The sequence below is a fragment of the Saprospira grandis DSM 2844 genome (genome assembly GCF_000275825.1).
GTDB classification, from domain to species: domain Bacteria; phylum Bacteroidota; class Bacteroidia; order Chitinophagales; family Saprospiraceae; genus Saprospira; species Saprospira grandis_A.
Genome location: NZ_JH719942.1, coordinates 1,843,263 through 1,854,912, shown reverse-complemented (window position 1 = coordinate 1,854,912; position 11,650 = coordinate 1,843,263). Strand labels below are relative to the sequence as shown.

The 11,650-nt window shown below is 47.0% G+C and carries 8 protein-coding genes and 1 pseudogene; 6 read left to right on the top strand and 3 right to left on the bottom strand.

Annotated features, from left to right (window positions below; all coding sequences use genetic code 11):
• Positions 1 to 317: 317 nt before the first annotated feature.
• On the bottom strand, positions 318 to 1,790 hold the full coding sequence (locus SAPGRDRAFT_RS08410) for an alpha/beta hydrolase family protein (RefSeq protein WP_002658682.1): 1,473 nt from the start codon (positions 1,788 to 1,790) through the stop codon (positions 318 to 320).
• Positions 1,791 to 2,021: 231 nt separating this feature from the next.
• On the opposite strand from SAPGRDRAFT_RS08410, the gene SAPGRDRAFT_RS08405 reads away from it, so the two are divergent.
• Entirely contained in the window at positions 2,022 to 4,112 is a 2,091-nt protein-coding gene (locus SAPGRDRAFT_RS08405; protein ID WP_002658681.1) for an alanine/glycine:cation symporter family protein, read from the top strand.
• A 279-nt stretch (positions 4,113 to 4,391) separates the two neighbouring features.
• On the opposite strand, the gene SAPGRDRAFT_RS08395 is transcribed toward SAPGRDRAFT_RS08405, so the two are convergent.
• Positions 4,392 to 5,207, bottom strand: coding sequence for an IS5 family transposase (locus tag SAPGRDRAFT_RS08395; protein WP_002657728.1), 816 nt, complete (start codon positions 5,205 to 5,207; stop codon positions 4,392 to 4,394).
• A 149-nt stretch (positions 5,208 to 5,356) separates the two neighbouring features.
• Here SAPGRDRAFT_RS08395 and SAPGRDRAFT_RS08390 point away from each other — a divergent pair, with 149 nt between their 5' ends.
• From SAPGRDRAFT_RS08390 to SAPGRDRAFT_RS08375, 4 genes are all read left to right on the top strand, one after another.
• A complete protein-coding gene (locus tag SAPGRDRAFT_RS08390; RefSeq protein ID WP_253271292.1) occupies positions 5,357 to 6,250 on the top strand; it encodes a peptidoglycan-binding domain-containing protein in 894 nt (297 codons plus the stop codon).
• Between the two features lie 131 nt (positions 6,251 to 6,381).
• Positions 6,382 to 6,972, top strand: coding sequence for a nitroreductase family protein (locus SAPGRDRAFT_RS08385; RefSeq protein WP_002658678.1), 591 nt, complete (start codon positions 6,382 to 6,384; stop codon positions 6,970 to 6,972).
• A 148-nt stretch (positions 6,973 to 7,120) separates the two neighbouring features.
• Entirely contained in the window at positions 7,121 to 7,966 is an 846-nt protein-coding gene (locus SAPGRDRAFT_RS08380; RefSeq protein ID WP_002658676.1) for a toxin-antitoxin system YwqK family antitoxin, read from the top strand.
• Complete coding sequence (locus SAPGRDRAFT_RS08375) at positions 7,959 to 8,786, top strand: hypothetical protein (RefSeq protein WP_002658674.1); 828 nt, start codon at positions 7,959 to 7,961, stop codon at positions 8,784 to 8,786. Before SAPGRDRAFT_RS08380 ends, SAPGRDRAFT_RS08375 begins: the two co-directional genes overlap by 8 nt.
• 342 nt (positions 8,787 to 9,128) lie before the next feature.
• On the opposite strand, the gene SAPGRDRAFT_RS08370 is transcribed toward SAPGRDRAFT_RS08375, so the two are convergent.
• Positions 9,129 to 11,198, bottom strand: coding sequence for a tetratricopeptide repeat protein (locus tag SAPGRDRAFT_RS08370; RefSeq protein WP_002658670.1), 2,070 nt, complete (start codon positions 11,196 to 11,198; stop codon positions 9,129 to 9,131).
• A gap of 220 nt (positions 11,199 to 11,418) precedes the next feature.
• Here SAPGRDRAFT_RS08370 and SAPGRDRAFT_RS23260 point away from each other — a divergent pair.
• Positions 11,419 to 11,650, top strand: a pseudogene (locus tag SAPGRDRAFT_RS23260) (IS4 family transposase); the annotation flags it as partial.

Sequence of the window (11,650 nt, the reverse complement as noted above, 5' to 3'; positions counted from 1 at the left end):
CCAAAGCCCTTCTTTGCGCAATCCATTCACCTCTAAATCAATAGCTTGGGCCTATTGGATCATAGCGAGGTTGGGCGGATTTAATGGCGCAGTAAAGAAAACTAGGCATGCCGTATCCGTCAAAAAAATAGGACTAGGATTAGAGAGATTCATATTTATGTATGATGGATATCGATCCCTAAATTGACACCGCTATAAAAAGTGGGTCAACCCAAGCCCCGCAGCATAGCGGCGGCCAGCTAGGCGAAGCCTAGCTGGCCGCGGGCCCCAAAATACAGTTTTGTGACAAAAAGAAATGAGATGAAAGGGCTAAATATTTAATGTTTGTGTCCATCTTCTAGAGCAAAACGCTCTTCTAGCCATTCTTGCATAGCTTTTAGGACCTCGGGGGCAAAGGTTTCCTCCAGCAGTTGATAGTCGGCAATTGTGCAGCTCTCGCAATGCTGAAAAAGGTGGTTGAGGCGAGGCAGCAAGACCACTGCGGTGGGGTATTTTTCCTTTTGTAAGAGCAATTTAGAGATGCGCTCGAGGTTTTCGGCCCCCGCCACCTGAATATCTTCGCCGCCATTGAGGGCCAGCAAAGGGCAGCGGATGCGCTTGAGGTATTTTTTTGGATCTATGCGCAGAAAACTGCGAAACCAAGGGGCGTAGAGGGCCTTGCCCAGTTGTTTTACGCCCCTTTCTACTAGGCCAATTTCGGCCAGTTGCAGGCGTTCTTTTTGGGGTAGGGCGCGCCAAATATTGAGAATATCGGCAACAAACTTATCCTCGCTTTTGCGGTCTTTTTTGATCGCTCTTGCATAGCAACTGATCAAGAAATTGCGCTGTGTTTGCAGTGTTTCTTCGGCAATACCAGCCTGTTTGCCCAAATCGTAATTTTGCTGCAACATCAGCTCCTTGATGGGCAGAGCTGGACCTGCCAGCGAGACCACCGCCCCTAGTTTTTTGCCCCATTTGGCGCCAAGCATAAAGCCAATCAGGCCGCCTTCGCTATGGCCCATAACCACCAACTGCTCTTTATTGATTCGGGGGTCTTGGCTGAGGTACTGCAGGCAAGCATCGGCATCTTGGGCCAAATCATGGGTGGTGCTGCCTGCAAATTGGCCCTCGGATTTTCCTCTGCCTCGGTCATCGTAGCGGAAAACGGCAAAGCCACGGCGGCTAAAATGGTCGGCAATAACGGCAAAAGGTTGATGGCCAAAAATCTCGGAATTTCGATCTTGTGGTCCACTACCCGAAAGGAGCAAAATAGCGGGGACCTTGCTGCTATCTGTGGCATTGGGCGGAAGCGTCAGCGTCCCTTCCAAGCGGATATTCGTTTTGGGTGTAATCACATAATGTTGCTCCTCGGTATAGGGGAAAGGGGGCAGAGGCGTTTGGGGGCGCTTGGGGGCCTGAGGCAGCTCATCGGCCCCTATCTTTTTAAAAAGAAGCGGAAGGCTAAGGCCGTTTTGCTTCCATTGGCCGTTGATGCCTTCAGCTGACCATTGGCCCTCATAAACAATATTGGCCAAGGTCCAGCTCGCTTTGAGCTTAGGCCCATCGACCTCTATTTTATCAAATTTAAGATCAAATTGACCCTGTTTGGGGCTATCCATCAAGAGCGCTAACTCCCCAGCTTCTAGCCGAATATGAAAAACAACCGGAATTTCCATGCCTTGAACCTCTAGCGTTCCGCTCCAATCGCCCAACCAATCGCTTTGAGTTTGAGCAGTGAGCAAAAAAGGAAGAGACAGGCATAGCAGAAATAGGCCGATCTGTCTGAAAAAACTAAAAATATATGCGTGCATTTTTGTCAATTTTAAACAAAATAGTACTTTTTGAGCCCCTCAAGAAATAAAAAAAGGCGATTGCCTAGTAGCTCCAAACATAGAATGCAGTATCTTAAGCAGAGAAAGTAAAATTTAGGGAAAGGACCCCCAAGCGTTCAGGATGGCCAAAAGCTATCCTTTCAATTTTATATAAACAACGGCTGGCATCCTCTTTTGGCCGCCCGTTAAAAAACGAAATTCTTAAAGAGTATGAGAAAATACGCCTTACTATTCCTCTTTGCCTTTTTGGCCCAGATGAGTATTGCGCAACCTATGCAAAAAACGCTGGTAGATGAAGATACCGATATCTCCTTCTATCCAGTAGATAAGCAAATTGACCTGCGCTTTACGCCTACCTCCAACTTTATTCAGAGCATCGTTTTTGCCTCTTTTAAAGTGAAAAACCGCTACGATTATTACTCGCAAAAGGAGCGAGAGGATGGCAATAAGTACAAGTACTTTGTCAAAGTAGAAGATTCTACTAGCTACCATAGCCAAAAGGTAGAAGGCGGTGGAGGCTTCATCGAGATGTCGCCCGAAGGTAAGCAGTATTTTGTGGCCCTAGGCGGAAAAAAAGCCGCCGAGAACTTTGCCGCCGTCCAAAAAGAAGGCAAAGAGGGCGTTCAGCAAATTAAGCGCAAACGCAGCTATATGGATCAGTCGCCTTATGAGGTGACCACCGAGCTAGCTGATGGTACCGAGTTTAGCATCGAGTACCTAAATGAAAATAGCTTTAAGCTGAACTATCAGCTAACAGAAAATGGCAAAACCTATAGCATTAGCCAGAATATGAATTTTGGCGAAACCTATAAGGTCAAAGTTATGGAAGATGATCCTGGTGCTGATTTTAGCCTAAAATTGACCAATAAAGAATTAGCCGCCCAACAAACAGAGCCCATCGTTTTGGTCGCTAGTAGTATCAATATGCCTTTTGTGCTTTTGATTTTGCTCTTGGGGGCTCTCTTTTTTACCGTCTATTTTAAGTTTCCCAATATTACCCGCATTGGCTTGGCTATTAACACGGTGAGAGGAAAGTATTATAGCCCAGAAAATCATATGGATGAAGATAATCCCGATACCATCAAAGATGAGTCTGTAGATGGAGAGGTAACTCCCTTTCAAGCCCTTTCTGCCGCTCTTTCAGCTACGGTGGGGCTCGGAAATATCGCCGGGGTGGCTATCGCCATTTCTTTGGGTGGACCAGGTGCTACGCTCTGGATGATTGTCGCGGGCTTGCTTGGTATGGCTTCTAAGTTTACCGAATGTACCCTTGGGGTAAAATATAGAGAAATTGATGCCGAAGGGACCATCCACGGCGGACCTATGTATTATCTCTCTAAAGGTCTAGCCGATAAGGGCCTCGCTGGCCTCGGAAAGGTGTTTGCCGTTTTCTTCGCTATTATGTGTGTAGGCGGCTCTTTTGGTGGCGGAAATATGTTCCAAGCTAACCAAGCGGCTTCTCAGGTGCTAGGCACTTTTGGCATTGAAGGCGGTGCCGGGGGCTTTATCTTTGGCCTGATTACCGCCGTTTTGGTCGCAATTGTAATCATTGGCGGTATTAAGCGAATTGGTAAAGTTGCCGAAACAATTGTTCCTTTTATGGCGGTCCTTTATGTCGGTAGCGCGCTTATCGTTATCGCTATGAACGCTGGCCAAATTCCTACCGCTTTCGGCCTCATTTTCGACGAGGCGCTCAATCCCCCCGCTATGTTTGGTGGCTTTATTGGCGTTCTCATTACGGGCTTCCAACGGGCGGCTTTCTCCAATGAAGCTGGCGTAGGTTCTGCCGCTATCGCTCACTCTGCCGTAAAAACAGCTTATCCTGCTAGTGAAGGGGTGGTGGCTCTCCTAGAGCCTTTTATCGATACTGTGATTATTTGTACCATCACGGCTTTGGTCATTATCATTACGGGCCAATACGAAAACCTAGATGGCATCGATGGCGTGAGTATGACCTCTAACGCCTTTGCTACGGCCTTGCCTTGGTTCCCTTATGTGCTCACTTTGGCGGTGGCCCTTTTTGCCTTTTCTACTATGCTCTCTTGGTCCTATTATGGCCTGCAGGCTTGGAAGTATCTCTTCGGTAAATCTAAGGCCATGGACCTTACCTACAAGGTGCTATTTTGCATTTTTGTCGTCATCGGCGCTTCTGCCAGCCTTGGCTCGGTCATCGGTTTTTCCGATGCCATGATTTTTGCCATGGTGTTCCCCAATATGATCGGTCTGATCATTTTGGCCCCCACGGTCCGCAAAGAAGTAAAACGCTATGTGGCCGATATTAAAGCCGGTAAATTGGGCTAATCATTAGCTTGATGTCTACGGTAAACGTCTCTTTCCAATTTTCGGGAAGAGACGTTTTTTTTGGGGCCTCCGCTGCGGCTTCGCCTTGCGGCGCTACGCTTTGGGGCTCGCAGGTCTGCTCGGCCCTTCGCAGGCTTCGCCTGCTCGGTCTGGCCTAACGGCCACCCCGCCGCATCGCTAGGCCAGTTTGGCCTGCGGCCAAAGGCGGCCAAGCCGCCTAGCCCAAGCAAAACCATTTGATAGGCCGCTTGTTTACAAAATATAAATAAGCGAGTTTGTTTAAAAATTTCGTTTTAGGAAAATAAGTATAAAGGCTAAATAGTGTAGACTCGCCCAGTTGTCGGCTTTTCTTTCAAAACGAATGAGTAAAATTTTGAATGCGTCAATCCATGCGTTAGTTCGCTCAACAGAAAAGCGTTCTTTGTAAAGTTCCTCATCTATAATATCTTGATAATAAGCTTTTTTTCTATTTCTTTTGTTGTGGTCAATATTAGGGATAATGCCCATTTTTTGGCAGTTTTCTCTAAGTTTTTTGCTATCAAACCCTGCATCAGCATTCATAAATAAACCATCAGGAGAGATGTCTGAAAGCTGCAGATCGGCAAGCATTTTTTGGAAATGACTCTCGATTTCAAACAAATCATTATGGTTTCCCGCAAAAGGCGGAGACATAGCGATTGGCAGCCCATTTTTATCTGTGAGAAAGAGAGCATTTGTGGTTTTGGACTTTTTTCGGCCCTGATAACCCACAGCTTCGCCCCCTCTTTTCGCTGGGGTATGACTTCCGTCAAGCTGTATACTAGATAAATCTAAACAAGATTTTTCATGGGCTAGAAATTGGATCCACACTTTTTGCCAAATACCAGACTCGGACCAGCTATTGAAGTAGTAATATACTGTTTGCCAGCAAATTAGAACTTCGTCAAAAAAAGATTGTATCGGTAATTCTCTCCACTGACAACCTGTTTTAAGCCTATAAATTATCGCTTTAACAATTTGCCACAGAGGCGCTTTGGTTTTTCGAGCCAATTTTTTTTCGGGAAAAAATGCTAATATTTTTTCCGTAATAAATTCTTTTGATAAATTCACAACCATGTTGCAAAGCCTTTTTTTGTTTTTGTCGTAATCAACAATAATAAGCGCTTTGCAGCATTTTTTTTTGCCTTAGTCTAGCTGCTGACTAAAAAATTTAAACAAGCTCAGAGGAAATTTTGGTCAAGCAAGCCACCCAAAGAATAGAAATTGTGCCTGCCACTTTTGAAGAAATAGAGGAGCGGGTCGAGGTGAAAGCTGCCTCTACCCGAATAGAGGTGATTCCGGCCGTATTTGAAAGCCAAGAGGAAAAGGTGGAGGTCAAGGCCGCTAGCATTCGCCTAGAGCCTGTTGCGGCTCGTTATGAACAGATAGAAGAAGAGGTGGAAATTCGCCCTTCTGAGGTGAAATTGGAAGAAGTGCCTGCGGAATATGAAACCGTAACCGAGCAAATTCAAGTAGCTCCTGCCACTACCAAATGGGTGCGTAGAAAAGGAGATAAAAACTGTTTGTCGGCCAATCCCGAGGACTGTATGGTTTGGTGTTTGGTCGAGGTGCCCGCAGAATATGAAACCGTAACCAAAACGGTGCTCAAAACCCCTCCCACCACTAAAGAAACGGTTATTCCCGCCGAGTATAAAACCGTGAAAAAAACAGTGATGGTAGAAGGCCCTACCACCAAAGAAATTGAGGTGCCTGCCGAATATGTGACCATCAAGAAAACGATTATGGTCAAGCCACCAGAAACTCGAGTGATTGAGTTGCCCGCAGAGTACAAAACGATTAAGCGCCGACTCATGACCGCTCCCGCTCAGACCAAAGTAGTGGAAGTGCCCAGCGAGTTTAAGACGGTGACCAACCGCCGCCTAGTTACTCCCGGTGGCTACTCTGATTGGAGAGAGGTGCTTTGCCAAAATAAAATTGATGAGGTGAAAATTCAGGAAATCCAAACTGCCCTTCGTAGAAAGGGCTATGATCCTGGTCCCTCAGATAATATTTTTGGAACCAAAACAAAAACGGCCCTGATTCAATTCCAAAAAGATAATGGTTTGCCTGTAGGACAACTAGACTTTGGAACCCTCAAGGCCCTAGGCGTTTCTTATTAGGCAGAGAAACAAAAAAAAGCTCCCTCAGGGAGCTTTTTTTTGTCCATTAAGAAGAGTTTGTGATAAAATCCTTTTTAAGGGTCAAGATAATCCCTTATATTTGTTTAGAATAGATCTAAATAAAATGCAATATGAGCACTATAAAAGTAGAGCAAACGGTTTTAGAGAGCATTAAAAACCGTCGTTCCGTTTATCCCGAAGTATTTACAGATGAGTTAGTGACAAAAGAGGAGCTAGAGCAGCTGTTGGAGATGGCTAACTATGCGCCCAATCATAAATTGACGCAACCCTGGCGCTTTAAGGTGGCTGCGGGCGATCGAAAAACAGATTTTGCCGAGGCTATGGTGGCGGCCTATGAGGCTGTTGTTCCTGTAGAAAAGCAATTGCCCAAAAAACCAAGAACGCTCCGCAAGCGAGCCCAAAAAAGTAGCTTTATGCTGGCTATTTGTATGCAGCGAGACCCCAAAGCCAGCTTGCCCGAATGGGAAGAGCTAGCGGCTATGTCTATGGCGGTACAGAATATTTGGTTGGTTGGAGAAGCTATGGGGATCGGTATGTATTGGGGGAGTCCGGGCTTTATGGTCCGTCCCGAAATCCGAGAGTTTTTACAGTTGGCAGAAGGAGAAACTTGCTATGGTTTGCTTTTTATTGGCCGTAAGCCCGAGGAACTAGATTTGGTCTCTAGCCGAACGCCAATCAGCGAAAAAGTTAGTTGGCTATAATTTGGCCCAGCTCAAAAGGCCCAAAAGCACGCTTTTGGGCCTTTTTACTTTTCTCTTGGACTCGACAGAAAAAATTGGCAGTTAAAAAGCAAAAACTTACCTTTATAAGGCACTACCACAGCTGATTTTTTCCTTCAGAATATCCACTATGAGAGCCTTTTATATCTTACTGCCCATTTTAGCTATTAGCCTAGCTAGTAGTTCTTGTATTTTTAGTGACCTCTTTGGAGCAGGCAAACAGGAGTTTGTTGCCGATACCGTGGTTGCTGTTCCCTCCATCAAAGACATCCGAGTTCAGTTCTTATTGACCGATACGACTAATGATGTGGTTCGCTATTGGAGCGACCGCTCTGGCCGTCCGATCTATCAGCGATCAGAAGAAAGTTTTATTGGCCAAAAAAGAGATGGCTTTCAGCGAGAATGGAACGAAGACGGTATCCTCATTTTAGAGGCCCAATGGAATAAAGGCCTGCCTATTGAATACCGCATTGAGCGCTATGACGATGGCTCGCTCAAACGAAAGGTGCTCTACAATAGCCAAAAAGGCTATGCCCGCTATGAGGTGAATTTCCACCCCAATGGCCGCCTAAAAACAGATACGATCCTCTATAATGAGGGCGTAAAAGAAGGTAAAATTAACTACTACGATAGCTCTGGCGTTTTGGTCGAACAACATATTTTTGCCGAGAACGAATTGGTCGGTATCGAAATCTTTAGAGCAGAGTTCGAAAATGTCTTTAATAAGGTGGCTTACCTAGAACGCTCTTTGGTCCAAGATTCTATTGATGCAGTTCGCCAAGATTCTGTCTTTAGAGCCGTTCTAGGCGATGTGGACCCCGCCGCCGCTAAAGCTGGTGCCGGAATCGCCTGGAAGAATGATTATAATGAACTGGAAAATCTTCGCTATCTAGAGGGCCTGATGAATCCCGAAAAACGCCTAGCCGATAGCGCTCGGGCAGATAGCCTAAGAAATATAAATTCAATAGATGAATAATAAACAAATTGCCATTATGGGCTGCGGCTGGCTGGGGGCTCCCTTGGCCAAAAAACTTCTAGCTGAAGGCTGGGAGGTTTACGGCAGCAGCCGCTCTTTGGCCAATTTAGAAGGGCTTCAGGCTTTGGGCCTGAAGCCCTTTCGCATGGAGCTACCCGAAACGCTTCCCGCTGCAGATGATCCCATCTGGCAGCTGCCTTATTATATGGTCAATATGCCGCCTACGCCTTTTATGGGGCTTGGCCCCCTAGCCTATGCCCAAAGTATGGCCCTTCTGGCCGAGCGAATGCCGACTGGCGCAAAACTCCTGTTTGTGTCTAGCACGGGCGTTTATGGCCCTCAAAAAGGAGCCGTTTTGGAGCATAATGATTGCCAGCCTAGCCGCCCCTCTGCGCAGGCTGTTTTGGCCGCAGAAAAGGCCCTCGCCCCTTATCGTACCAAGCTTAATTTGAGTGTTTTGCGTTTTGGAGGGCTGATTGGTGGCTCCCGAAAAGCAGGCCGCTTTTTGGCCGGAAAAAAGGAGGTCCCACAGCCCTTTCGCCGCCTCAATTTGATCCACCGCAGCGATTGCCTCGGTATTTTATCGGCTCTTTTGGCCAAAGAAAATTGCCCCGCTTTTTTAAACGTTTCTGCCCCAAAACATCCCTTTGCCCAAGATTTTTATCCCAAACGGGCCAAGTTGTTGGGCCTAGAGCCGCCCAGCTTTTTGCCGCCCGCTCCCCAAGAAAAAGAGCAGGCTAGCTATATTTCTACGGCTGCACTGCAAGCTTTTTTGCCCGACTATATCTGGCAATATCCCGATCCCAACGATTTTCCTTAAGGTTTTTATTTGGGGCTGCCCCGCCCGCCGGGTTGAAACCCAGCGCAAAGCGGTATCGCTTTGCGAACTTATATAAAATGAGGGTTAAAACCCTCATGAGTTCTTGGTCGGGTCGGGCTGTGTCGCAGCTCGCTGTTCGCTCGGCCCTGCGGCGGCTTTGCCGCCTAGGTCTGGCCCTTCGGGCCACTGCTGTCCATCCCTCAGCCTGCGGCGGCTTCGCCGCCTGCAAAACCGCAAAAATGGTATTCGTCGCTGCGCTCCTCATGCCTAGCTATTAACCCGCCCACCCTCCCCTCTGCGGGATTCCCTAAGGAATCCCTTGGGGGAGCTTGGGCCATTTTTTTACTGCCCCAACGCCTGATAACAAGCATTCAATCGGCCCGTAATAGCCGGATTTTCTGGGGCCAGCTTTTTAGCCGCCTGAAAATACTGAATGGCCGCAGCATACTGCTTCTCTTCGGCCAAAAGTACCCCAATACCAAAGAGCGACTCCAAGTTTTCGGGCGCTAGGGCTAGCGCTTGCTCAAAGGCCATTTTTCCTGTTTTAAAGGCTTGGGCCTTTTGCTCCGCCGAGCTTTTGGGGTCCAAATATTGGCGGGCGGCCAAACGGCCCTGTACGCTATAAGCCATGGCCTTATCTGGATGTTGCAAGGCTTTTTCTAGGGCCTTTTGGGCCAGCTCCTGCTCATCCAAAGCATAATAGAGATGAGCGCCAATCGCCCATTGATTTACTTCGGGATTCTCCTCATTTTCAAAAAATGGGTAAAGCATTTTGGTCAGGACCAAAGGCACCGCTGAAGAAGTAGAGCTCCCCCAAGCTTCAAAAACAGCCTTTTTGGCAGTCTTTGTCAAGCCCTTTTTGGCAATGAGCTGCTCATATTTGGGCAGGCGTTTTACATAAACCATGGCCACAGGGTCGGCATAGACCAAAACGTAATTGGGGCTATCATGCAAATGCACATAAAGAGTGGGAATCTGCTCAATTGGGCGGCGGAGCAAGACCACATACTCAAAATTGTATTTTTGGTCCTCCGCATCAAAAAGAGCGGGATTTTGTAGCAGCTTTTCGTATTGGGCAAAAAAGTCAGCCGGAAAAATATCGAGGTCTCTAAGGTCAATATAAGTCTTGAAGTCGGGCTGTAGCCGCCAAAGTAAATAAGCAGAGCTCAGATAATCGGCAAAGCCGCGGCCATTGATGTTTTCTTGGGCCATAAATTCAGCCGCTTTGATGGGATTATGGCTATTGAGGACCTGCAGGCCAAATTGGTCGCGGCTGTCTATCCATTTATGATAGTTTCCAGAAACGATTAGGCCATAACAACTAGCCAAACTTAGAGCGAGCCCCAGACTGAGGGCCATTTTCCAGCTTTTTTGGACCAAAGGGCGCAGCAGGCGCTCTAAGAGAGCCAAAAGAAAAGGAGCCGAGGCCAAAAGAAAGAAAGGAATATTTCTGTAGGCCGTCAAGCTAAGGTAAAAAAGGAGCGCAGGCAAGACCAAGTTTGGCCAGGCGAGCAACTGCCCAAGTTTGGGGCGGCCTTCTTTGGAGCCAAAGAGCACAAGGCCCAAAAACAGCAGGGCAGCGCCTAGGAAAAACAAATTGACATAGGCCTCTTTCATCCAGTAGCTGGCCTCTAAATAAGAATTGAGCTCGCTGGTATATTTGTTATTCTGAAGCTGTCCAAAAATATTAAAAGGATGGGCCCACATACTGATGCCTCTGGGGTTTATGGGAATCACTAGTAGGGCGCCTAAAATGGCCAGGGTTTGTTTTTTGGGCGGGGCTGTTTTTTTGCCCATCAGAAAGTATTGGGCCCAACTGCTGCCCAAAACGGCAAACATCAGGACCATCCCGATACCAAAGGCTTCATGTAAGTTGGTCCAAAGCAGTTGTAAGGGAATTAGCCAAAAGATGCCATTATGTTCTGCTTTTTGGCTTTGGCGCAAAAAGAGGAAAAGATAAACGGCCACTAAAAGGTGCGAGCTCATTTCGGGCCGACCGATGAGGCGGAAATCTAGGCCAAAAAGCAAGATCGGCAAGCCGATAGCAAAGGCCCAAGCCATACTTAATCCATGGCGCTTAGGGGCGAGTAGGCGAGCCGAAGCGGCAGAAAAATACATCAGGCCCAAACTAATTAGGGCTTGGAGTACAAAGACCATTTCTGGTCCGCCCATCTTTTTAAACGCCACAATAATGACCTCAAACAGCCATTTGACGTTAATCCAGTCTCGGCCCTCTTGGGTATAGGAAAAAGGGTCGGAATAAGTCACGGCCCCATTTTCCCAAATCCATTCTCCTGTGCGGTACATCCACCACAAATCGGGCTCGCGGATAGATTTGAAAGAAAGGGCCATGCCCAATAAAAACAGAAGGAAAAAGAGCAGCCATTTGGGCCCATGCTGTTTCCAGTTCATCGTTCCATTAAGTTTAAGGTCTCAAAATAGTGGTAGAGGGGAGGGCTTAGAGCGGAGAGGGACCCAAAGGCCCAGCGCTGCGGAGCGGGTGGCCGAAGGCCAGACCGAGTTTTTTGAGCAAAGCGAAAAAAACGAAGGGCCGAGCGAATAGCGAGCCCCGCAGCCTTGGGTTGACCCACTTTTAAAAATAAGCTTAAATTAGCTCTAAATCAAGATTTATATGGACAGTACAAATGCATCTTCATTTATGCTAAATAAGCAATCAGTAAGAGTATGTTATAGATTAGTAGAGAGTCTAAAAAATAATCCTAACCCACATTTAACAAATGTAGCAAAAACTGATGCAGACCGTAAGGCTTTCATGAGGTTGTTATCAAACAAAAATCTTAGTGAGGAATACATTCAATTTGAGTTTATTGGCAAAAGTAGGGAGTCTATGAAGGTGGTTGAAG

What these genes read in the sequence shown, in the direction of transcription:
- SAPGRDRAFT_RS08375 (WP_002658674.1), top strand. Translation starts at nt 7,959, where the DNA reads ATGAATAATAAACAAATTGCCATTATGGGCTGCGGCTGGCTGGGGGCT.
- SAPGRDRAFT_RS08385 (WP_002658678.1), top strand. Translation starts at nt 6,382, where the DNA reads ATGAGCACTATAAAAGTAGAGCAAACGGTTTTAGAGAGCATTAAAAAC.
- SAPGRDRAFT_RS08410 (WP_002658682.1), bottom strand. Translation starts at nt 1,790, where the DNA reads ATGCACGCATATATTTTTAGTTTTTTCAGACAGATCGGCCTATTTCTG.
- SAPGRDRAFT_RS08380 (WP_002658676.1), top strand. Translation starts at nt 7,121, where the DNA reads ATGAGAGCCTTTTATATCTTACTGCCCATTTTAGCTATTAGCCTAGCT.
- SAPGRDRAFT_RS08405 (WP_002658681.1), top strand. Translation starts at nt 2,022, where the DNA reads ATGAGAAAATACGCCTTACTATTCCTCTTTGCCTTTTTGGCCCAGATG.
- SAPGRDRAFT_RS08370 (WP_002658670.1), bottom strand. Translation starts at nt 11,198, where the DNA reads ATGAACTGGAAACAGCATGGGCCCAAATGGCTGCTCTTTTTCCTTCTG.
- SAPGRDRAFT_RS08395 (WP_002657728.1), bottom strand. Translation starts at nt 5,207, where the DNA reads ATGGTTGTGAATTTATCAAAAGAATTTATTACGGAAAAAATATTAGCA.